At 65.0% G+C, this 21,107-nt stretch carries 18 protein-coding genes; 1 reads left to right on the top strand and 17 read right to left on the bottom strand.

Annotation, left to right across the window (positions count from 1 at the left end):
• Positions 1–204: 204 nt before the first annotated feature.
• Genes PFZ56_RS21160 through PFZ56_RS21085 form a run of 16 tightly spaced genes read right to left on the bottom strand, consistent with a single transcriptional unit; the run spans position 205 to position 18,094 of the window.
• Positions 205–984: a ChbG/HpnK family deacetylase gene (locus PFZ56_RS21160; protein ID WP_170002828.1), complete on the bottom strand. Its 780-nt coding sequence runs from the start codon at positions 982–984 to the stop codon at positions 205–207.
• The gene (locus PFZ56_RS21155) at positions 981–2,105 is read right to left on the bottom strand and encodes a GNAT family N-acetyltransferase (RefSeq protein ID WP_102879273.1); all 1,125 of its coding nucleotides are present in this window, start codon (positions 2,103–2,105) and stop codon (positions 981–983) included. Before PFZ56_RS21155 ends, PFZ56_RS21160 begins: the two co-directional genes overlap by 4 nt.
• Positions 2,102–2,806, bottom strand: a complete 705-nt coding sequence (locus tag PFZ56_RS21150) for a GNAT family N-acetyltransferase (RefSeq protein ID WP_102863534.1) — start codon at positions 2,804–2,806, stop codon at positions 2,102–2,104. Before PFZ56_RS21150 ends, PFZ56_RS21155 begins: the two co-directional genes overlap by 4 nt.
• Positions 2,803–4,728: a hypothetical protein gene (locus tag PFZ56_RS21145; RefSeq protein WP_170002830.1), complete on the bottom strand. Its 1,926-nt coding sequence runs from the start codon at positions 4,726–4,728 to the stop codon at positions 2,803–2,805. Before PFZ56_RS21145 ends, PFZ56_RS21150 begins: the two co-directional genes overlap by 4 nt.
• Positions 4,728–6,035: a lipopolysaccharide biosynthesis protein gene (locus tag PFZ56_RS21140; RefSeq protein ID WP_110653188.1), complete on the bottom strand. Its 1,308-nt coding sequence runs from the start codon at positions 6,033–6,035 to the stop codon at positions 4,728–4,730. The genes PFZ56_RS21145 and PFZ56_RS21140 overlap by 1 nt, the downstream gene beginning before the upstream one ends.
• Positions 6,032–7,030: a polysaccharide deacetylase family protein gene (locus tag PFZ56_RS21135; protein ID WP_170002832.1), complete on the bottom strand. Its 999-nt coding sequence runs from the start codon at positions 7,028–7,030 to the stop codon at positions 6,032–6,034. The genes PFZ56_RS21140 and PFZ56_RS21135 overlap by 4 nt, the downstream gene beginning before the upstream one ends.
• Position 7,031: 1 nt before the next feature.
• A complete protein-coding gene (locus PFZ56_RS21130; RefSeq protein ID WP_102879277.1) occupies positions 7,032–8,168 on the bottom strand; it encodes a glycosyltransferase in 1,137 nt (378 codons plus the stop codon).
• Positions 8,161–9,126 (bottom strand): glycosyltransferase family 2 protein, encoded by a 966-nt coding sequence (locus PFZ56_RS21125; protein ID WP_170002834.1) that lies wholly within the window; start codon positions 9,124–9,126, stop codon positions 8,161–8,163. The genes PFZ56_RS21130 and PFZ56_RS21125 overlap by 8 nt, the downstream gene beginning before the upstream one ends.
• 27 nt (positions 9,127–9,153) lie before the next feature.
• A complete protein-coding gene (locus PFZ56_RS21120; protein ID WP_170002835.1) occupies positions 9,154–10,515 on the bottom strand; it encodes an O-antigen ligase in 1,362 nt (453 codons plus the stop codon).
• A complete protein-coding gene (locus tag PFZ56_RS21115) occupies positions 10,512–11,639 on the bottom strand; it encodes a glycosyltransferase family 4 protein (RefSeq protein WP_170002836.1) in 1,128 nt (375 codons plus the stop codon). Before PFZ56_RS21115 ends, PFZ56_RS21120 begins: the two co-directional genes overlap by 4 nt.
• Complete coding sequence (locus PFZ56_RS21110; RefSeq protein WP_170002837.1) at positions 11,624–13,216, bottom strand: lipopolysaccharide biosynthesis protein; 1,593 nt, start codon at positions 13,214–13,216, stop codon at positions 11,624–11,626. Before PFZ56_RS21110 ends, PFZ56_RS21115 begins: the two co-directional genes overlap by 16 nt.
• 11 nt (positions 13,217–13,227) lie before the next feature.
• Complete coding sequence (locus PFZ56_RS21105; protein ID WP_110597022.1) at positions 13,228–14,247, bottom strand: polysaccharide biosynthesis/export family protein; 1,020 nt, start codon at positions 14,245–14,247, stop codon at positions 13,228–13,230.
• A gap of 22 nt (positions 14,248–14,269) precedes the next feature.
• Positions 14,270–14,914 (bottom strand): CpsD/CapB family tyrosine-protein kinase, encoded by a 645-nt coding sequence (locus tag PFZ56_RS21100; RefSeq protein WP_102863544.1) that lies wholly within the window; start codon positions 14,912–14,914, stop codon positions 14,270–14,272.
• Between the two features lies 1 nt (position 14,915).
• Entirely contained in the window at positions 14,916–15,668 is a 753-nt protein-coding gene (locus PFZ56_RS21095; RefSeq protein ID WP_102879284.1) for a sugar transferase, read from the bottom strand.
• 57 nt (positions 15,669–15,725) lie between these two features.
• Positions 15,726–16,745 carry an NAD-dependent epimerase gene (locus PFZ56_RS21090; protein WP_102879285.1) on the bottom strand — a complete coding sequence of 340 codons (1,020 nt, stop codon included), beginning with the start codon at positions 16,743–16,745 and terminating at the stop codon, positions 15,726–15,728.
• A complete protein-coding gene (locus PFZ56_RS21085; RefSeq protein ID WP_110653237.1) occupies positions 16,742–18,094 on the bottom strand; it encodes a UDP-glucose/GDP-mannose dehydrogenase family protein in 1,353 nt (450 codons plus the stop codon). Before PFZ56_RS21085 ends, PFZ56_RS21090 begins: the two co-directional genes overlap by 4 nt.
• Positions 18,095–18,741: 647 nt before the next feature.
• On the opposite strand from PFZ56_RS21085, the gene PFZ56_RS21080 reads away from it, so the two are divergent.
• The gene (locus tag PFZ56_RS21080; RefSeq protein ID WP_123391138.1) at positions 18,742–20,043 is read left to right on the top strand and encodes an OprD family porin; all 1,302 of its coding nucleotides are present in this window, start codon (positions 18,742–18,744) and stop codon (positions 20,041–20,043) included.
• A gap of 117 nt (positions 20,044–20,160) precedes the next feature.
• Here PFZ56_RS21080 and PFZ56_RS21075 read toward each other — a convergent pair whose 3' ends face one another.
• Positions 20,161–21,105, bottom strand: a complete 945-nt coding sequence (locus tag PFZ56_RS21075) for a carbohydrate kinase (RefSeq protein WP_170002848.1) — start codon at positions 21,103–21,105, stop codon at positions 20,161–20,163.
• Positions 21,106–21,107: the final 2 nt, after the last annotated feature.

The raw sequence follows: 21,107 nt of genomic DNA, 5'->3' as shown, positions 1-21,107 counted from the left end.
ATTACAGGCAATGACGGTTCAGTCTGGGGACTGAACCCGCTGCACGAAGCCCTGAAAGCGTTGCGGGCCAGTGCGCTCCGGAACAGAGTGCTGATTTAGGATTAATCTATCATTAAGAGATCATTGATAGATTTTGAAATATTTAGTTCCCGTCCCATATACGATCCAGCGACCGACTGCTCCCGGGTCACGCCCGGTCCGCTTTCACAGTTCGCTGTAGGCAATCCGCTGATGACTGGGCAAGGCGCGGTTCAACAGTTGCTCCAGGGATTGTTCCGGGGGCAGGTAATCGTCGCCAAAATCGCCGTCGGCCAACTGCGTCGGGTGGGCCACCACTTCGACCACCCCAGTGGGGATGAAGCCGTCCAGCAGATCCTTCGGCGTACACACCGTGTTCACCCAGCGTCCCGCGAGCCAGCTAATGCGCTGGTTCAACGCACTTTTGAACAGGCGCTTGAGGGGGCCGATATTGCCGCCGACATTGCGCGCCAGGCGCACCGGCACCCCTTGGCGGGCGGCGAAGCGGGCAACGATGGCCGCCACCGGCCATAGATTGTGCACGTGCTGGTGGGAGTCGATATGACTGGGCCGCAGCCCCTGGTCGACACAGCGCTGCCATTGCGCCGCCAGTTCCTGCCACACGGCCTCGGCGGCTGCCGGCGGCAGGCGCAGGACGGAGCGCGGCAGGTTCAGGTCGAACTGCCCCTGGGCATTGCAGAACAGTGCCTGGCTGCGGATGCCCTGGCTCAGGGGCGCGCCGTAGGTCAGGTTGAAATGCAGGCCTATGCGTCCCAGCAGGGCGTGCTCGTGGCTCAAGCGACAGGCATCCTCGAAGGCCGGCATGTTGGCCATCAGGGTGGCGGAACTGATCACCCCGCGCTGGAAGGCACGCAGGGTCAGTTGGTTGTAGTCCAGGTCGAGGCCGAAGTCGTCGGCGTTGACGATGACCCGCTGCGCTCGGGTGACGGCCAGGGTGTGTTTCATGGGCGAGCCCCTTGTGCGGTGGTGGTCTGGCGGCGCTCGCGCCAGGCCTTGAGATGAGGTTTGAGCTGTTGCCAGAGGCGCTCGGCAACACCGGCCAGCAGGCCCCGGGGACGCCAGGAGTAGAAGCTCCAGCGCTGGTGTTCCACCAGGCCGCTCATGCGTTCATGCAACTGATGGCTGGAGCGGCTGAGGCTGACCCGGGAGGCGTCCACCCACTGCCAGCCTTCCTCCAGGCCCCAGCGAATCCATTCGTCCAGCAGCAGGCGGCCACTGCCCAGGTTGGCGTAGTCGGCGAGGAAGGCGATGTTGTAGTCATACAGGCGACCGCGCTCCAGCAGGCCCAGGCGATAGCTGATGCAGCGGCCCTGGTGTTCCAGCATCACCACCCGCACGCAACCCTCGGCCGCCAGGCCATGCAACGCCGTGTGCATCCACTGTTGGCGCTGTGCTCCAGAGAAGATCCCCAGGCCGTCGGCGCCTTTCCAGCTGGCCTGTTCCACCTCGCGGAGCATGTCCAGTACCGCATCGATACCATCGGCCTGGGGCGTCACGCGGATCACCCGGGCGTCAATCTCCGCACAGCGCTTTTTGGCCCGGCGCAGCTCGTAACGCAGGGTGCCGCTGGCTTCCTCCTGGTCGCTGGGGACGATCAGGTGTTCTGGCGCGCGGCAGCTCAGGGACTGTTCGCTGTACCCGCTTGCCCGGCGCCAGGGCGCCAGCAGGGGGGCGGCATCCACCAGTTCATGGAATTGCAGCAGGTCATGGGGCAGTTGCCGGCGGATTTCCCGCAGGGCCGCGGGCATGGCGTCTTGTGCTTGAGCGGCCACCAGCAGCGCCAGGCGGTCGCTCAAGGGATGGCCCAGGTGGCGGACCACCTGCAGGGTCAGCCCGGCCCTGGATTCGCGGCCGCGGATCAGCGGCAGGCACAGCAGCAGGCGCTGGTCCTGCCAGCCCAGCAGAATCTGCAGCTGCTGATCCTGCAGTGCCTGTTCGGCGCCTCGCAACCAGCTCAAACGATTGAACGGCGTGGCCTGCTCGACGGTTTGCCGCAGCTGTTCATAGGCCTTTACGGGGAAATCCTGGGCACTCAGGCTGGTGCACCATTGCCAACGCAGGTTCACGTCCGCTCCTTGTCTATTTCAGTGGCTGGGGCCGGTGACTCGGCCAGGCGACCCCGGCGCAAGTGATGCAGTCGCGTCTGGTGATAAGGGCGACGCCGGTGGAAATGCAGGCAGCGCAGCAGGCAGTAGACGTGCAGGGATTCGCCGACTTCCTGGAAACCCAGGCGCATGTGCATCTTCAGCGCCGGCTCGTTGCGCACATTGACCAGGGCCCGGGTGGCTTTGAAGCCCCGCTCGCGGTACTCGTCCCAGAGCATCTTCTGCGCCAGGATCACCACCCCCGAGCCGCGAAACGGCGGCGCGCATTCACCGGCGAACTGATACAGGCAGCCCGGCGGCATGCGCATCCAGCAGCGGTACAGCTGATCGTCGTAGTAATCGCGCTCGCTGACCCAGACCATCATCATCACGTTGCCGTCGGGGTCCAGGTGCGCGCTGCCCCGGTTGCCCTTGTCCAGCAGGCCGCGAATGGCCGGCAGCTGGGCCTTGAAGTACTTGTCGAAGGCCGGCAGCAACTCCCGGGTAATGGGCACCTGGGGCCAGCGGCTGGGGTTGATGGGGCAGGGCACCGGCAAGGCCAGGGAGCGCTCCAGGGTCAGCAGCTCCCAGTGGTAATAGAAGAAGCGTTCAGAAAAGACCCGCAGGCTGCCCCGCAGGCCCTTGCGGCGGATTTTGGCCAACAGGCCGGTCAAGCGACTCATAGGGTTTTCCAGGTCAAGGCAAACAGGGTTTCACCGGGCACTTGGAAGCTGGCCCGGCCATCGCTGCAGTGCAGCTCGGTGTGACGGCTGCGGCCATCGGCGCCCAGCAGTTCGAGGGTGGGGTTCGCTTGGCAGATGCTGGCGTCGCCCAGTTCGACGTTTTGCGTGCGCGGCGTCTTGGCCACCCCCAACAGGCTGTGGCGCTGACCGTCGCGCAGGGCCAGGGCATCCACCTCAAAGGAGGGGTTGTCCAGGGCCTGGACCTGGCCCAGCCAATGCTGCCGGATGAACTGCTGGGCCACGGCCACCGGCTTCAGGCTGAAGCGCTGGGCATCCTGCTGGGACAGCATGCCCTTGGGGTATTCGGGTTCGTCGGCGGCCTGGAACCAGTTGAGCATGTCCAGCAGACCGTCCTGGGAGGCGTTGATCACCACCGAGGTCCACCACAGCGCGGCGTAGTGGGTGTCCTGCTGATAGGGGCTCAGGTCCGGGCCACTGGAGATGTTGGTCTGGCTCAGCAACAGCGCCTTGCGTGGCCGGCCCTGCTCATCGAGCCCCACCAGATCGGCGGCGGCGCGCACGCTGGTGCGATAGCGACGGGTGGCCAGCAGGTCGCGGACCATCCATTCGTGCCAGGCCAGGGCATCGATGTCGGCACCGTGTTCGGCCAGCAACTGCCGGGCCCAGTCGATGCCCCGGCGTTGCCCGGCGCCAATGCGAAAGGGACCGTCCAGCAGTCGTGAACTCACCGGCATGGCAATGCGCACACCGGCGGCGCGGGCTTCGGAGTTGGCCTTGGTGTGTTCCAGCATTTGCGCAAAATAGGCGGCAAACGCTGCGTAGCTGGGGAAGTTGAGGTTGGGTTCGTCGGCAAAGGCCAGGTAATGCAGGCCCTGGTTGCCCAGGCGCACGCTGTCCGCCAGCCAGGCGTCGAGCCCGGCCAGGGTGGCGCTGTCGGCGTCCAGCACGGCCCGGCGTCCGGTGCCGGCCAGCAGGGTGATGTCGCGCTCGATCTTGAAGTCTTCGCGGTACAGCCGGCGAAAGGTGATTTCCCGCTGGGGTTCTTGCTGGATCACATCGACGAAGCTGTAGAAGTTGGCAGCCTGCGGGCCCAGGGCGCGCAGCAGTTCGAAGGTCGACGACGGCGGCTCGGCATAGGGCAGGGCGATCCCCAGGTGCGGGCTGGGACCGCGCACCTGGGGTTTGAGGCGCAGCTCGACCCGCGCCGGCGTCCATTGCAGCGGGTGCAGCTGACGCAGGTCCTGGGCGAACAGGTTGGCAGTGCCGTCGAGCCAGAACGCCACCTTGCCGGAGCCGCCCAGGGACAGGCGCCAGACTTCGTCCTGCTGGGCCACCGGCAAGGCGCTCTGGTCGAACTGCCCATAGTTCGGGTGCTCCACCAACGGCAGGCGTACCTGCTGGCCGTCGCTCAGGCGCGTGGCCTGAAGCACGCTGACCCCGCCGTAGTATTTGCCCGCCAGATGCGCCTGCTCTCCGGCGGCCACGCGAAAGTACAGCTCGACGCCGCTGGGCACATCGGCACTGAAATGCACCTTGGCCGGCTCGAACTGGGCCAGGGTCGAACGGTCATGGCCGACCTTGAAGTTGCGAAAGCTGTAGCCCGGCACTTGCAGGCGATAGTCGCCGCGGGCGGCGGGCAGCTGGATCTCCCGCTGGCCGTAAGGTTGGTCGGCGCGGATGTCCAGCTGTTGCAGCAACTGGCCGTCCGGTTGCAGCAGGTACAGCTGTTCCTGGTTGGCGTCGCTTTGCCAGGCCGGGCTCCAGCGCAGTTGCAGGGTGTCGGCGCTGTCGGCTTGCAGATACAGGCTGCCGTCGCGGATATCCCCCCATTGCATGGGCTCCGCGTGCAGGGATGAGGCCGCCGCGATCAGCATCAGGGCGAGCAGGGAACAGGGTTTCATCAGGCCGTTTCCTTAGGGCGCAGTAGATGGCGCACGTAGACAATGTCTCCAGGTAGCAGGATCAGGGTGCGGTACCAGGCCACGCCGCTGAGGTGGCAGTACAGGCCGAGCATCACCAGGCTCACCGCCAGGTAGGCCATCGACGAGGCCAGGCCGGCGCCGACGATGCCCAGTGGCGCAATCAATACCGCGTTGAGGATCAGGTTCAGCAGCGCGCCCCCGGCCAGCAGCAGCGACAGGCTGCCGGGGCGCTGTTTGCCCAGCAGGTCCAGGCGCAGGATGCTGGCGTAGCACAGGCCGAACAGCCCTGGCAGCAGGGCCAGCAGCGCGTCGTAGGCTGGGGCGTAGGCGGCGCCGAACAGGGTGACGATCAGCCACTGGCCGATCAGCGCCATGCCCAGGCAGGCGCCAAGCATTACCGTGGCCGTCAGGCGCAGGGCCAGGGCCGTCAGTTCTTCGATACCGGAACCTTGCTGCAGCAGGCGTTTCATCAGCGGCGTGGTCACCGCCTCGGGAATGATCAGCAGCAGTTCGGCGGCCGCGCTGGCCATGGCGTACCAGCCCAGGGCGACGGGGTCCAGCAGGGCGCCGATGAACAGGTAGTCCGAGCGCAGCATCAACTGTTGCGACAACACCCCCGGGTGGCTCTGGGCGCTGTAGCGCAGCAGCTTGCCCTGCTCACCGGCCTGCCAGCGCAAGCGCAGGTCATGCCAGCGGCGCAGCCAGCACCAGCCGACCACCACCACCAGCACGGTGCCGCCCAGCCAGCTGACCAGGGCCGCCGACAGCGGCTGGTCGCGCCAGATCCACCACAGCCCGACGAACAGCAGCAGTGGCACCAGGGATTCCAGCAGGCGCAGGGCATTGAAGGCTTCGACCCGACCGTCCGCGTTGTGCAGGGTCAACAGACCGCTCTTGAGCACGGTGATCGGCACCGCCAGCAACAACAGCCAGGCCAGGTCGCCCAGTTGCAGGCTCAGTTCCCAGTGACTGCCCCAGGTGTTCATCAGGGCCAGCCCGGCCAGCGTCAGCAGGCTGGCCAGCAAACAGCCGTAGACCAGCACCTGAGTCAGCAACAGTCCCATGGGGCGTTGGCGGGCGGCTTCATAGCCGACGGCGGTATTGAGGCCGCCGCTGGTCAGGGCCGCGATCAGGTCCGGCAGGGTGCTGAGCAGGGCGAACAGGCCACGATCCGCCGGGCCCAGCAGACGCGCCAGCAACACGTTGCGCAGCAGCCGCAGGCCGATCATCGCCAGTCGGGTGCCCATGCTCAGGGCCAGGTGCCAGAGGTAGCTGCCGCGCTTCATGCCCGGGCTCCCTGGAACAGGCGCCAGGCCAGCAGCCCGGGGCGTCCGGCGCTGGCGTGGCTGACATCGATGCGGGGCAGGGCCAGCAGCGGATTGCCATCGGCCTCGATCAGCCCCGGGCGGGTGCCCAGGGCATAGCGATAACCCAGTTCGGCCACCGCTGCGCGCACCTCGGGATTGTGATCGCCATTGGGGTAGCAATAGACCCCCAGCGGCGCCTGACAGTGCTCCTGCAAGGCGTGGTGGGAGCGCTGCAGATCGGCCCGCATCGCGGCGCCGTCAAGCCGGGTGAGAATGCCGTGGCTGGCACCGTGGGGACCAAAGCGCACCAGTGCCGAGCGTTCCAGGCGCTGGACCTGGGCCCAGTCCAGGCTGTGGGGCGCGCTGTCGTCGGGGCAACTGTCGGCCAGGGCTTGCAGGGTCTGGGGCGGCAGGCCTTTGAGCTGTTGCAGGTAGCCCCCGAGGATGCCGCTGCGAGCGCGGCTGGCGCCGGGTTGCAATAGCTCCGGTGGTGGTGCCAGCGCCAGGGCCCGCAACTGTGTCAACAGCGGTTGAGCGGCGGCGCTGTCGGCCTGTTGCCACAGGGTTTCACCAATGGACTCCCACCAGAAACCCTGGCGCTTGCCGATGAAGTCCGTGGACAGGAAGATGCTCGCCGGCACCTCGTAGCGCTCCAGCAGGGGATAGGCGACCTCGGCATTGTCCCGCCAGCCATCGTCGAAGGTCAGGGCCACCCGGGGCCGGTCGCCCGCAGGCAACTCCAGCAGGTGCTGCAAGGGCACACAGTCGAAGTGCCGGCGCAGCCAGCGCAGCAAGTGTTCGAAATGCCCCTGGCCGACGCACAGCGGCGCCCGATGGGGCAGGCTGGCGTCCGTGGAATCGGCCACTACCCGGTGCAGCATCAGCACCACGCCGGCGTCGCTCAGGCGGATACGGCCGAAGCTGTGCAGATAGGCGCTGCCGAGCAGGCGCTTGAAGGATTGTTTGATGGCCATGTCAGCGATTCTGTTGTGGGTTCCACAGGGCGTAGCGCCGCCCGCGGAGAAACTGCCAGAGGCCCATGCTCATGCCGGCCAGGGTCACCAGCACGAAGCCGGCGAGACGAAATACCTTGGGCAGGCGCCCGCGACTGTCCAGCAGCCCCATCACGCCGGCCGCGTAACCCAGCAGTTGGGCCGCCAGGCCCAGGCTGTAGAAAGCGCCGGCGTTCCACAGCCACAGATTGCTCAACAGCAATGGCAGCAACAGCACCGGGGCCAGGCGGCGGATCAGCTTGTGGCTGATCAGGGCAATGGCGTAGGCACCGTGGCGCAAGGGGTTCATCAGCTCGCGGCGCTGAGCCAGGCTCTGCAGGCCGCCGACCGTGACCCGCAGGCGCCGGCGATATTGCTTGCCGGCTTCGTCCACGCCCTGGTCCAGGACCTGGGCCTCCTCCACATAGACGATGCGCTTGCCGGCCACCGGGGCGCAGGTGCTGATGAAGAAGTCATCGTTGACTTCGGCGGGAATGTGCTGGAACAGCTCGCGGCGCAGGGCCAGCAGCGCGCCGTCGGCGGACACCATGCAGCCGGTGCGGTTCTCGGCCTGGCGCAACCAGGCTTCGTAGTGCCGGTACAGGCTGTCGCCCAGGCTCAGGTTGTGCCCCGGGTCGGGGATGATCATGTGCCCGCCGCAGGCGCCGACCTGAGGGTCGGCCAGGGGCGCCAGGAGCTTGCCCAGGGTGTCGCCGGACCATTGGTTGTCGGCGTCGGTGAACACCAGGATGTCGTTGCGCGCCAGTTCCACTGCGGCGTTCAGGGCCCCGGCCTTGCCCACCCGGGGCAGGTCCAGGACCAGCACCCGCGAGTCGCGCACCGCCAGGGCGGTGGCCACGGTATCGTCGCTGGAACCGTCGCTGGCGAGGATGATCTGCAGGTCCGTGGCCGGGTAGTCCTGCTGCAGCAAGGTGCGCAGCTTGTGCTCGATGTGCGGGCCTTCGTTGTGGGCGGCGATGATCACGCTGACCGACAGCGGCTCACCCGTCTGCAGCGGGCGCGGCCGCACGAACAGGCTGAGCAGGGCCAGCAGCAGGGGATAACCGATCCAGGCATAGAAGGGCAGTAACAGGCACAGCCAGAAAATAGTTTTAGCCACGGTCAGGTCTCACGACGGAACGGTTGAACAGACCCTGCACCAGGGCCACGGCGCCCAGGTGCAGGCGCACCCAATGCAGCAGCCAGAGTTGCAGGACAAACAGCAGATCGCGCTGGCGCAGCCCCTGACGCAGGGCCAGGACCAGAGGCGCCAGGGAACCCAGCAGCAGGCATAGCGCGGCGCCGCCCGGCTGGCCCAGCAGCAGGCCGAACAGCGCCAGCAGGCTCAGCAAGGCACAGGCCAGGCACAGCAGGGGAAAGCGCAACAGACGCAGATTGAGGCCGCCCCCCTTGAGCAACTGCAGGTGGCTGCCCTGGCGCCAGCGCTCCTTGCCGGCCCATTCGCCCCAACTGCCTTCAAAGCCCCAATGCAGCACCTGGGGCTCAGACAGGCTCAACTGGCGGGCGCCGGCAGCGTGCAGCCGCAGACCGAAGTCCTTGTCTTCGCCGGTGCGCAAGTGTTCGTCGAAGCCGCCGACCCGCTCGAACCAGACCCGTTTCAGGCACAGGTTGGGGGTTGGCATCCAATGCAGCAGGCGCGCCGGCTGACTGCCCGCCAGGCTGCGGCGCTGCCAGGCCCGGGCGAACCAGGGCGCGCAGTCCGGGGCGGCGCAGTCCAGGGCAAAGACCTCGGCGCGGTTGTCCGCCAGGGCCTGCTGCCAGAGTTGCAGCCAGTTGCCGGGCACCTCGATGTCGGCGTCGAGAAACGCCAGACAGTCGCCAGTGGCCACGGCGGCGCCGCGATTGCGCAAGGCGCCGATGCCCAGGCCCGGGCACAGCAGCACTCGCGCCCCCAGCTCACGGGCCCGTTGCGGCCCCTGGTCGGTGGAGCCGTTGTCCACCACTATCAACTCGTAGTCGATGGCTGCGACCCGGGCGGCGAGGATCACGCTGTCCAGGGTCCGGGTGATGTGACGTGCCTCGTTGTACATGGGCACGATCACGCTGATCCTTTGCATCTTTGCCTCCCTTGGCCAGGTTTGCATTTATGAGGTGGGCGCCGGATCTTCTTCGGCTTCGAGCCGCAGCACGCTGGACAGGGCCAGGAAGATCCACAGGTACTTGTGGTTCGGCGCGCTGAGAAACAGCAGGAACAGCGCCATGGCCAACAGGCTCAGGCCCAGGTGGGTGGCGATGTCCGCCTGTTCACGCTGGCCCCGGGCGAGGAAGCCCTGGCGCGCCCGCTCGAAGTTGCGCAGGCCCATGAGCATCAGCACCACGAAGCTCAAGCCGCCGGGAATGCCCAGTTCGCTGAACAGTTCCAGGTAGGTGTTGTGGGCCCGGCGGAACAGGTCGGGCTCGTTCATGTTTTCCGAGAAGCTGCTGGCGAAGCCGGTCTGCGCGTAATGAATCGGGAAAGTGCCCAGGCCCGAGCCCAGCAGCGGGTTCTCGCGGATCATCTGGCCGCCCACCACCAGGTAGGAAGTCCGTCGGCCCAGGGAGGTGTCCGCCGAATGCGCGCCGGACTTGAGCATGCTCAGGGACTGAATCCGCGCTACGTATTCGGCTGGCAGCACGGCGATGCCCAGGGGCACGACGATCGCCACGGCGAACATGGCGAACCCCAGGTGCTTGGGCCGCAGGCCCTTGAGCCGGTCGCGGTAGTGCCACAGGCCAATAGCGATGGTGAACAGCACCACCAACAGGCCGGAGCGCGAGTCGGTCTTGGTCATCCCGGCCATCAGGGTCAGGCTGATGCCGACCCAGAACAGCCGCCCCGGCCAATGGGGCGAGCGCAGGGCGAGGAGGATCGCCGGCGGCACCGCCATGGCGATCAGCAGGGCGAAGTAGTTGGCGTCCTGCAGCAGGCCGATGGCCCGGCCGCCGACCTGATACTTGGCGGAGATCAGCGCGATCACGCAGGTGATGGCCACGCTGACCGCCAGCAGGCGGCAGAGCATCAGCAGGTTGGTTTCCCGGGCGATCAGCAAGGTGACGAAGAACAGCACCAGGCCCACGGCCAGTTCTCGCAGGCTGTCCAGGGACACCAGCAGGTTCTCGCTGTACATCAGGCTCAGCAGCAGGCACAGCAGGAACGGCCCCAGGGCCCGCCACAGGTTGCTGCGCAGGCGGGTATCGGGGATGTGCCGCAACAGCAGCTTGAACAGCATGATCAGGATCAGCGAGGCCCCCAGCAGCTTGGCCCCGGAGAACGCGCTGTCCTTGAACAGGCCCTCGAAGGGCACCAGGGCGCAGATGCCCAGCAGGCCCCAGCCCGGGCGGCGATAGAGCAGGGCCAGGCCCACCAGCCCGACCACCACCAGCGGCGCCAGAAACGGCCAGGGGCTGGCGAGCAGCAGCAGGCTGGCCAGGCCCAAGAGGAGGCCGAGAAACGGGGCGGCGATCATACCGGGGTGCTCTCCCTGGCCAGGCGATACAGCTCATCCCAACTGCGGGCCAGGGTGGGCAGGTGATAGTGCTTGCGCTGGGTGACGCGGGCGGCCTGGGCCAGTTCCTCGGCCAGGGCCGGTTGATCCAGCAATTGGCCGATGCGCCGCTCCAGGTCAACGCTGTCCAGGGGCTTGGCCAGCAAACCGTTCTGCCGGTGTTGCAGGACATCGGGAATGCCGCCCACGGCAAAGGCCACCACCGGGGTGCCGGCCTGCATGGCTTCCAACAGGATCATCGGCGTGCCTTCGGTGCGCGAACTGAGCACCAGCACATTCAGGCGCTTGAGCCAGGGCTGCATGTCCTGCTGGTAACCGGGCAACAGAATGCGCAGCGACAGCCCGGCAGCGTCGATGCGCTGGCGCAGGGCCTGGTTCTGTTCGCCATCACCGAGCAGCACCGCCTTGAGCGTGGGGCGCTGCCGGCACAGGTTGATCAGTGCGTCGAGAAACAGGTCCGGGCCCTTTTCCGCGCTCAGGCGTCCGACGAAGCCCACCATCGGCTCCATCTCGTCGCGGCGTATTTCGGCCTCCCGCAGCGGCGGCCCATCCTGGTTCACCGGCAGCACCCGCTTGGGCTCGGGCAGGCCGTTGGGAATGACCCGCAGCTTGCCCTCGGCCACGCCGGCCTGGCGGTGCAACTGGGCAATGCTTTGGGCCACACAGGCCACCCGGCGCACCTGAGGGCTGCGGCACAGGCGCAGGCTGATCCAGGTGTAGAGCTTCTGTTTCAGGCTGCGCGGCGTGAAGCCGTGCTGGGTCAGCACCAGGGGCAGTTGCAGGCGCCGGGCACAGACCCAGGCGAACACCTGGGCCTTGAAGTTGTGGGCGTTGAGCAGGCCGGGCTGCTGCCGCAGATGGGCCAGCAGCGCCTTCAAACAGTGGCAGTTATGGCTGGGCACTCCGGCCTCGTTGAACCGCTGCAGCAAGCTCTGCGGTGCATTGATGAACACCACCCGATGCTGTCCCGGAGTGATCCGGCAATGATCCAGCAGCATGCGTTCGGCGCCATAGAAGCCGCCGCTGTGGATCAGGTGCACGATAGGCTGTGCGGCCAGGCTCAGGTCGTTCACTGTTTGGCCCAATACCAGGCCCAGCGCCAGGTCCAGCGTGGATAGGGATTGACCTGTTGCTCTTCAACCGCGTTGAGCACCATCAGCACCGGCAGGCCAAGGTGATCACTGACCTGGGCCGGGTGCTTGAAGCGGTGATCGAAGAACTCGTAGACATAACCCAGGGCAATCGCCAGCAGCAGGCCGGTGAGCAGGCCCAGGGGAATGATCAGCATCGGCTTGGGAAAGGCCGCTTCGCTGGGTTCGTAAGGCTGGCTGAGCACCCGGGCGTTGGACAGCTCGCCACTGATCAGGCGTTCGCCGCGGCTCTCTTCGTAGCGCTGGGTGTAGGTGAAGAAGGCTTTGTGCAAGGCGTCGATTTCAGTGTCCAGTTGGCGCAGCTTGCTCAGCACTTCCTGCAGGTCGCGGACCCGGGCCTTGTAGTCGTTGATGCGCGCGGTTTTCTGCGCGATCACCGATTGGGTGATCTGCAGGTCGCTGCTGCGCTCGCGAACACGGTTTTCCACCACTTTGAGGAACTGCGCCCGGGCCCGCACGATCTGCTCGCGCTGCTGCTGCATCGGCACGCTGTCGGCGCGGTAGGTGTCGGCGGTGGTGCCGTACTGGCTGACCAGATTGGTCAGTTGTTCGCCCAGTTGCTTGATCTCGCGGTCTTCGTAGGCAACGTTGTCCACGGTGTTGGCGAAGGCGAAGGGGAAGGTGTAGTCGGTGATGCCGGCCTTGCGTGCGGCGCTCAGGTTCTTCTGCAGGTAATCCAGGCGGCGCTGGTTCTCCAGGGCCTGGTCGCGGTAGCCGTTGAGGGACTGTTCCTCGGTGTTGATGGCATTGAGGCGGAAGGTGATCTCTTCCTTAGGGTCGGAGGCATGGGCCGCTTCCAGCAGGGCCTGGCGCTTGCCTTCCAGGTCATCCAGGCGCGACTGGTACTGGGCCTTCTTCTGCTCGTAGAAGGCTTCGGGCAGTTCGTTGGATTGCAGGTCCTGGCGGTTCTTCAGGTAGTTGGCCAGCAGGCGCTCGACGAAGCGCGTGCCTTCGGCGGCATTGGTGCTGGCGTAGACGATGGAGATCACATTGGAGCCGGGCAGGGTGCCGATCTTCAGGTCCTTGACCGCCTGGTCGGTGAAGGCATCCAGGCTGGTGTCGCGCACCGGGTCCACGGCCAGGCCGAAGAAACCGCGCACCGGGTTGATCACATGGTTGCGCAGCGGATCGATCAGGCCGTTGCGGATCGGCTTGAAGATCAGCCGGGTCAACAGGCCTTCGCTGCCGCCGAACTGGCCTTCGCGGCGCAGCTGGTCGATGGTGTCGCGAATCAGGGTCGGCGAGCGCAGGATATTGCTCTCGGTCTCCATATCCGCCAGGGACGGCGGGATGAACTTGTCGCTGTCCGGGGTGAGCACGGTGTTGGCGTCGGTCTGCGACAGTTTCTTGGACTGCACAATGACTTCGGCGGTGATCTCGAAGCTCTGCTTGAGCACCAGCGGCAGCACCAGCGCAATCAGGGCGAAACCGAGGAACACCCGCTTGATCAGGCGTCGATTGACAAAGAACACGAGCAGAAACTCGTGCAGGTAGTTTTCGATCTTGGTCATCAAGAGGGAACTCAGTTGTTGTTCGTTTCTTTGTTGTCGACGCGGTAGCCGAAGCTGAACCCGACACCCTGGAACATGATCACGTCCGCCAGCTGCTTGCTCAGGGCGCCGGCCTTGGCCAGGCGGGTCTTGGGCACGTAAAGCATGTCGTCCGGTTGCAGGTAGGCGAACTGCAGGGCCTTGCCGTCCAGCGCCGCATCGGCGTCATAGACCCGGGCTTCGACCTGATTGCCCTTGCGCCGCATGATCACCACCGAGTCCAGGCGCGCGGTGGGTCCGGCGCCCTTGGCCAGGGTCAGGGCTTCAAGCACCGAGATCGGCCGGCGGATCGGGTAGGCCCCGGGCTGGCCGACTTCGCCCATCACGAACACTTCGTTGGCGGCGGTGGTCTTGAGCAGCACATCGACGCTGACCTGGCCCACTTCCTTGGCGTAGCGCTGGTTGACCAGGGTCTGCAGCTCGCTGAGGCTCTTGCCCTGCAAGGACAGGCTGCCCAGCAGCGGAAAGCTGGCGCGGCCATCGGAACCCACCACGATCTCCCGGCTCAGGCCGGTGGCCGGGTTGGTCAGGCTGGTGCGCAGGTTGTCCAGCTGGGCCATGGCGTGGGAGATCGAGAAGGTGATCTGCGGCTTCTTCAGCACTTTGGCGTACTGGGCTTCCAGGGCCTGGCGCGCCTGTTCGGCGGACAGCCCGGCGACCTGGAGATTGCCCACGTAGGGCATGTCGATGCTGCCGTCGGGCAGTACCAGCTTGCTGCCCCCCAGTTCCGGCGCGGTGAGGAAGCTCACGTCCACCTGATCGCCGGGCTGCACCCGATACGGCTGCTGGCTGGTGGTGCCGATATGGAAGATCACATCGAGCACGTCCTGCGGGCGCAGCACCTGTTCGATGGGCATGACCTCGGTGAGCTGGGCCTGGTCGGCCGGGGCGCTGAGGATCTGCACCGGCATCTGCTGCGGCTCGCGGTTGACGCAGCCGCCGAGGGCGGCCAGCAACGACAGGCCCAGCAGGGAGAGTCTTGGCTTGTTCATGGTTACACGGTCCTTGTGCCGGTCAGAGACGGTCATAAACCCACTTGGGCATGTAGTACTTGCGGGCGTTGAACACGCTGCCGATCAGCTTCGCCTCGGCCTGGATCAAGCGCTGCGCCGCGGCCTGGGCCACTTCCCAGCGGGTTTCCTCGCTGCGTACCACCAGCACCACGCCGTCCACCTGAGTGCTCAGGGTGAGGATGTCGCCGCTGCTGTACACCGGGTCGCCGTCGATGATCACGAAGCGATAGTCCGCGGCCAGGGCCTGCAACAGTTCCTGCAGCAGTTCCGGGGTCAGGCGCTCGGCGTATTGCTGGCGGCGGCCCAGGGGCAGGAAATCGAAGCCCAGTTCATCGCTGCTTTCGATGCACTGCGCCAGGAGCGGCGGGGTATCGGCCAGGGCCAGGTCGAGAAAGCCCGGGCGTTCGCCCAGGTCCAGGCGCCGGGTCAGGCTGTTGTCCGAAAGGCTGGTGTCCACCAGCAGGACCCGGCCGCGGCTGGTGCGCGCCAGTTCGCTGGCCATGCTCAGGCTGCTGCTGGTGATGCCGCTGTTGCGGTTGGCCGCCGTCAGCAGGATCACCCGCAGCTCGCGGTCGAGCACGGTCACCGCCAGGTTGCTTTCGCTGGGGCGCTGGATCTTCAGACTGGCTAGGGTTGCTGCCGCCATTTCAACTTGCTCCATGGCCATTGAGGACCTTGAAAGGGGTTTTGATCAGGATCTTCAGGTCGAGCCAGGGGCTCTGCTGGAAGATGTAGGTCATGTCGAGGGTGACCCGACCGTCGAAGTCCACGTCGCTGCGTCCGGACACTTGCCACAGGCCGGTGATCCCGGGGTAGATGCTCAGGCGCCCGAGGTGGTGTTCCTTGTAGGTCTGGGCGTGGAACGAGGTCGGGCGCGGGCCGACGATGCGCATCTGGCCGAGTACCACGTTGATCAGGTTCGGCAATTCGTCGAGGCTGGTGCGCCGCAGGAAACCGCCGATGCCGGTGATCCGCGGGTCGCGGTCGATCTTGAAGTCCACCGAATCCGGGCCGTGCTTGTTCAGGTGGCGCACCGAGTCCTTCAAGGCTTCGGCGTTGACCACCATGGTGCGGAATTTGTACATGCCGAAGCGCCGGCCACGAAAACCGGTGCGCAACTGGACGAAGAACACCGGCCCGGGGCTGCTGAGCTTGATCAACAGCGCGACCGTCAACAGCACCGGCGACAGCAGCACCAGCAGCGTCGCCGCCAGCAGCGCCGAGGTCAGGCGCTTGCTGCGCGACAGGGTCCAGGGCCGGCCGCCGTCGCGGCCGCTAATCCAGCCATGCTGTTGCAGCTCGATGGCGGCCTGGACTTTGCGCCGGAACGGATCGTTGCGCCGGTCGATGCGAGCAGGCGCCGGCACCTCGGTTGCAGGCAATGAGAAGGGTCTTTCCATATCCACCGGGAATACTTCCATAGCAAAGGTTGGGTAAAAACGCCCAGGGGCGTGGGCTCAGGACGCGCCGCCCGGGTAGTAGCTCAGGTACCACTGGACGAAGTGCTTCAGGCCCTCTTCCAGGGTCACCTGGGGGCCGAAGCCGGTGAGGTTTTCCAGGGCACTGACGTCGGCGCAGGTGTTGAGCACGTCACCGGGCTGCAGGGGCAGGTACTCCACCTGGGCCTGGCGTCCGAGGAGCTTTTCCAGGGTTGCCACGTACTCCTTGAGTTCCACCGGGCGCTGGCCGCCGATATTGAACAGCCGCCAGGGCGCCATGCTGGTGGACGGGTCCGGTTGTTCGCGGTCCCACAGCGGGTCGCGCACCGGCGGCTTGCCCAGCAGGCGTACCAGGGACTCGACGATGTCGTCGACATAGGTGAAGTCGCGCTGGTGCAGGCCGTAGTTGAACAGCTTCAACGGCCGGCCCTGGCTGATGGCGTCGGCGAACAGGATCGGCGACATGTCCGGCCGGCCCCAGGGACCGTAGACGGTGAAGAAGCGCAGGCCGGTGGCCGGCACCCCGAACAGGTGGCTGTAACTGTGGGCCATCAGTTCGTTGGCTTTCTTGCTCGCCGCGTACAGCGACAGCGGGTGGTCGACGTTGTCGCTGACCTTGTACGGCGTTTGCTGGTTGGCCCCGTACACCGAGCTCGATGAGGCGTAGATCAGGTGCTCCACCGGGTAGCGCCGGCACATTTCCAGCAGGTTGAGGAAGCCTGAAAGGTTGCTGTCCAGGTAGGCCTTGGGGTTTTCCAGGGAGTAGCGCACCCCGGCCTGGGCGGCGAGGTTGATCACCACCTGGGGCCGGACTTCGGCGAACAGCCGCTCCAGGCCCTCGCTGTCCGCCAGGTCCAGGCGTTGCAGGGGGAAGTGTCCCACTTGCTGTTCGACCCAGCGCACCCGGTCGCGTTTGAGCTGGGGGTCGTAGTAGTCGTTGAAATTATCCAGTCCGGTGACCTGATGCCCATCCTTGAGCAAGCGCAGTGCGGTATGGGCGCCGATGAAACCGGCGGCCCCGGTGATCAGGATATTCATGCGCGCAGCGCCTCCGGTACGCGGTAGGGCAGGCCGATGCTCAGGTAATGCAGGCCGGCGTCCGCTGCCTGTTGCGGGTTGTACAGGTTGCGGCCGTCAACGATCAGGCGATCGTTGAGGGTGTCGTGCAGCAGCTTGAAGTCCACCACGCGAAAGGCTTTCCACTCGGTGCAGATCACCAGGGCGTCTGCGCCTTGCAGGGTGTCGTCACGGGTTGCGCACAGCTGCAGGTCGTCGCGGTAGCCGTACAGCCGTCGGCATTCGGTCATGGCTTCCGGGTCGTAGGCATGGACCTTGGCCCCGGCCTGCCACAGCGCTTCCATCAGGTAGCGGCTGGTGGCTTCGCGCATGTCATCGGTGTTGGGCTTGAAGGCCAGCCCCCACAACGCAATGACCTTGCCCTTGAGGTTGTCCCCCAAGTGCGCCTTGAGCTTGCGAAACAGCACATGGCGCTGCTGTTCATTGACGTCACGCACGGTCTTGAGCATGTGCGGCTCCAGCCCGTGGCTTTCCGCGGTGTGGATCAGCGCCCGCAGGTCCTTGGGGAAGCACGAGCCGCCGAAACCGGCGCCGGGGTAAATGAAGTGGTAGCCGATACGCGGGTCGGCGCCGATGCCTTTGCGCACAGCATTGATGTCCACCCCCAGGCGCTCCGCCAGGTTGGCCATCTCGTTCATGAAGCTGATGCGAGTGGCGAGCATCGCGTTGGCGGCGTACTTGACCAGTTCGGCACTGCGGTTATCCATGAACATCAGGCGGTCATGGTTGTGGTTGAACGGTGCGTACAGCTCGCTCAACTGCTGGCGGGGCCGTTCGTGGGAACAGCCGACGACGATCCGGTCCGGACGCATGCAGTCGGCCACCGCCGAGCCCTCCTTGAGAAACTCCGGATTGGAGGCCACGTGCACCCGCAGTTGGGACTTGCCCAGGTCCGCCAGTTGTTCGGCGACCGTCTCGATCACCAGGTCAGCAGTACCCACCGGTACGGTGGATTTGATCACCAGGGTCTTGTCGCTGTGCATCAGACTGGCAATGTTGCGGGCCACCGCCAGGACATGGTCCAGGTCCGCCGAGCCGTCTTCGTTGGAGGGCGTGCCGACTGCGATGAAAATCACCTGGCCATGGCCCACTGCATCGCTGGCCTGGGTGGTGAAGTGCAGTCGGCCGGCCTTTTGATTCTCTTCGATCAGGGTCGCCAGACCCGGCTCGTGAATCGGAGGAATGGAACGTTGCAGCTGGGCAATCTTATGGCTGTCGATATCGACACAGACCACGTTATGCCCGACATCGGCGAGGGCAACTGCTTGCACCAGGCCAACATAGCCAGTACCAAAAACGCTGACTTCCAAGGGAACGACCTCGTCCATGATGAGTGTTGGGTGAGGGCATGCCTCACCTTCTGAAAAAGGCGTGTGGCACTTGGCCGCTATCACGCTCTTTTTTTGACACTATCATAAGGTTGAGACGGTTAATTGACGTTTTGCAGTGATGCATAAATGACGCTGGCGTTTTCGGTGAATCTTTTATTGATAACAAATCCTTTTAAAACAATAAGTTAGATTGATTGATGATGGTCATAATGGAAAGCGTCAAATACTTGATCAGTTGTTCAGAAAGAATAATAAAACCGACGAACGGTAGGTAAAAACGTAAAAAATATGATGCTTTTTCGCCACTATTGACTACTGCGCTGTCTTGGTCAGGTGGTTTTCTGATTATTTAGTCAGGTTTTTTGACCGGTCTTATCGTGCTGAAATTTGCCAAAATTGACAGCTTTTCTGCTGGTTATGGCTGTTCGACGGCGTGGGCAGTGAGTGCAGTCGCGGCGACTGGGGGAGTCAGACTAAAGTCGGGTTGGGGGCAGGGCGGGCCATCTGCCATCATTGCCGACCTTCATTGATTCAATCAATTCAGCCTGCGACTTTTGATTCGTGGGATGGATTTCACCTGGGTCTTTCTTTACCTCGCGTCACTGATTTTCTGCTGGAGCCCGTTCATGCGTCCCCCTTTTGCGTTACTCAATCCGTGCCCACTCCTGGGCCTCGGAGCTGTCGTCCTGTGCGCAGGATTTGCCCCGCTGGCCCAGGCCGGTGGTTTTGTCGAGGACAGCAGCGCCAAGCTGGAGTCACGCACGGTCTACTTCAATCGGGACTTTCGCGACGGTCACACCCGCACTGATCAGGGGGCTTCCAAGCGTGAAGAGTCGGCCCAGGGTTTCATCCTCAACCTGCAATCGGGCTACACCGAAGGCACCGTGGGTGTTGGCCTGGATGCCTTGGGCATGTTGGGTATCAAGCTGGATTCCAGCCCTGACCGCAGCAACAGTGGTCTCTTGCCTTCCAGCGGACACGACCCACGGGGTTCTGCGGATCAGTACGCCAAGCTGGGCTTGACCGCCAAGGTGCGAATGTCCCGGACGGTGTTCAAATACGGCGCGCAACTGCCGGACCTGCCATTGCTCAAGTACAACGACGGACGCCTGCTGCCGACGATGTTCAACGGTGCCGTGCTCACGTCCAAGGAGGTCAAGGGCCTGACCCTGACAGCCGCGCGCCTGAACCGCTACACCGCACGGGATTCCACCGATGCCCAGGACATTCGCGTGCACTGCAAGAACAAGCGCTATGCCTGCAACACCACCGCGGACCACTTCGATACCTACGGCGTGGACTACCAGTTCAATGAGCGCCTGACCGGCCAGTACCACTACGCCGAGCTGGAAGACATCTACCGCCAGCATTTTGTCGGCCTGTTGGCCAACCAGCCGCTGGGGCCCGGGGTATTGAAGGGCGACTTGCGCCTGCTCAAGAGCGCCGACAGTGGCGCCGAGCGCGCCGGCAGCATCGATAACCGTGCCTTGAGCACCCTCTTGGGCTACAGCCTGGGCGGCCATGTGTTCAGTGCCGGCTGGCAGCGCATGTATGGCGACAACTCGATGCCCTACCTGGATGGCAGCAACCCGTACCTGGTGAACTACGTCCAGGTCAACGACTTCGCCGCGATCCAGGAACGTTCCTGGCAACTGCGCTACGACTACGACTTCAAGGCGCTCGGCCTCAATGGCTTGAGCTTCCTGACCCGGTACGTCAGCGGTGACCACATCAAGGTGCCGGGCAGCCTGCGTGAAGGTCGCGAGTGGGAGCGCGACAGCGAGCTCAAGTACGTGGTGCAGAGCGGCACCTTCAAGGACGTGAGCCTGCGCCTGCGTAACGCCACTTACCGCAGCAACTACCAGAAGATCGCCCGTGACATGGACGAGACCCGCCTGATCGTCAGCTACAACTTCTCGTTGCTCTGACCAAGGCCCAGGAAAAGCACCACGGTGGCGCTGAATGTTGTAGGAACTGGCTTGCCGGCGAAGGCGTCGCCCGAATCGGCGCAAGGCTGACGGGCCTCTTCGCCGGCAAGCCGGCTTCTATAGCGGTTGCAGTTGATGGCGGTAGGGCAGGTCCGGGCCGGTGCGGGTGCAGGTCAGCGCCGCGGCCTGGACGGCAAATCGCAGCAGGCTGTCGATCTGGGCAGGGGTCAGTTGCCCCAGGCCCTGAGGCGAGTCCAGGCCCTGTTCGGTGAGCCAGGCGATCAACGCCGCCTGGAAGGTGTCACCGGCGCCCACGGTGTCGGCCACCTGCACCTGGGGCGAGGCCACCGACCAGCTGCCATGTCGTGCACTGAATACTGTGGCGCCCTGGCTGCCACGGGTCAGGAACACCAACTGCGCATGCTCTTGCAGCCAGCCCTGGATCAGTTCCTCGGGCGCCTGCCCGGGATACAACTGGGCCAGGTCCTCGTCGCTGACCTTGATCAGGTCGGCATGCTGCACCAGTTCACCGATACGCTGGCGCCACAGCTGGATATCCGGCTGCGGGTTGAGTCGCACATTGGGATCGAGACTGATCAGGCGTCGCCCCCGCTCACGAAGCACCAGGGCCAGCAGGGTGTCGGCAATCGGCTGCACCACCAGGGAAAACGAGCCGATGTGCAAGCCGCGCACGCTCGGCTCCAGCTCCGGCAGGTGCTCCTGCAGAAGCTGGCGATCGGCACAGCCTTCGCCACGGAAGCTGTAGTGGGGCGAGCCGTCGGCGCCAACCGCCACCATGGCCAGGGTGGTGGGGGCGTCGAACTCCTGCAGGTACCGGGTGTTGACCCCTTCGTCCTGCAGTACCCGTCGCAGGCGTTGGCCCAGGTAATCCCGCGACAGCCCGGCCAGCAGGGCCACGTCAATGCCCATTCGGCGCAGGCCCAGCGCCACGTTGAAGGGCGAGCCCCCGGCAATGGCCTGGAACTGCACTTTATTGGCTTGGGTACTTGCGTCATCGACGCTGAAACAATCGAACAGCGCTTCGCCACACACCAGATACATAG

Origin of the sequence: Pseudomonas danubii (genome assembly GCF_042980055.1) — a bacterium.
Taxonomy (GTDB): domain Bacteria; phylum Pseudomonadota; class Gammaproteobacteria; order Pseudomonadales; family Pseudomonadaceae; genus Aquipseudomonas; species Aquipseudomonas danubii.
The sequence above is the reverse complement of the archived record's forward strand: the minus strand, read 5'-3'. Positions and strand labels throughout refer to the sequence as shown.

What these genes read in the sequence shown, in the direction of transcription:
- PFZ56_RS21160 (WP_170002828.1), bottom strand. Translation starts at nt 984, where the DNA reads ATGAAACACACCCTGGCCGTCACCCGAGCGCAGCGGGTCATCGTCAAC.
- PFZ56_RS21150 (WP_102863534.1), bottom strand. Translation starts at nt 2,806, where the DNA reads ATGAGTCGCTTGACCGGCCTGTTGGCCAAAATCCGCCGCAAGGGCCTG.
- PFZ56_RS21145 (WP_170002830.1), bottom strand. Translation starts at nt 4,728, where the DNA reads ATGAAACCCTGTTCCCTGCTCGCCCTGATGCTGATCGCGGCGGCCTCA.
- PFZ56_RS21140 (WP_110653188.1), bottom strand. Translation starts at nt 6,035, where the DNA reads ATGAAGCGCGGCAGCTACCTCTGGCACCTGGCCCTGAGCATGGGCACC.
- PFZ56_RS21135 (WP_170002832.1), bottom strand. Translation starts at nt 7,030, where the DNA reads ATGGCCATCAAACAATCCTTCAAGCGCCTGCTCGGCAGCGCCTATCTG.
- PFZ56_RS21125 (WP_170002834.1), bottom strand. Translation starts at nt 9,126, where the DNA reads ATGCAAAGGATCAGCGTGATCGTGCCCATGTACAACGAGGCACGTCAC.
- PFZ56_RS21120 (WP_170002835.1), bottom strand. Translation starts at nt 10,515, where the DNA reads ATGATCGCCGCCCCGTTTCTCGGCCTCCTCTTGGGCCTGGCCAGCCTG.
- PFZ56_RS21110 (WP_170002837.1), bottom strand. Translation starts at nt 13,216, where the DNA reads ATGACCAAGATCGAAAACTACCTGCACGAGTTTCTGCTCGTGTTCTTT.
- PFZ56_RS21105 (WP_110597022.1), bottom strand. Translation starts at nt 14,247, where the DNA reads ATGAACAAGCCAAGACTCTCCCTGCTGGGCCTGTCGTTGCTGGCCGCC.
- PFZ56_RS21100 (WP_102863544.1), bottom strand. Translation starts at nt 14,914, where the DNA reads ATGGCGGCAGCAACCCTAGCCAGTCTGAAGATCCAGCGCCCCAGCGAA.
- PFZ56_RS21095 (WP_102879284.1), bottom strand. Translation starts at nt 15,668, where the DNA reads ATGGAAAGACCCTTCTCATTGCCTGCAACCGAGGTGCCGGCGCCTGCT.
- PFZ56_RS21090 (WP_102879285.1), bottom strand. Translation starts at nt 16,745, where the DNA reads ATGAATATCCTGATCACCGGGGCCGCCGGTTTCATCGGCGCCCATACC.
- PFZ56_RS21080 (WP_123391138.1), top strand. Translation starts at nt 18,742, where the DNA reads ATGCGTCCCCCTTTTGCGTTACTCAATCCGTGCCCACTCCTGGGCCTC.
- PFZ56_RS21075 (WP_170002848.1), bottom strand. Translation starts at nt 21,105, where the DNA reads ATGTATCTGGTGTGTGGCGAAGCGCTGTTCGATTGTTTCAGCGTCGAT.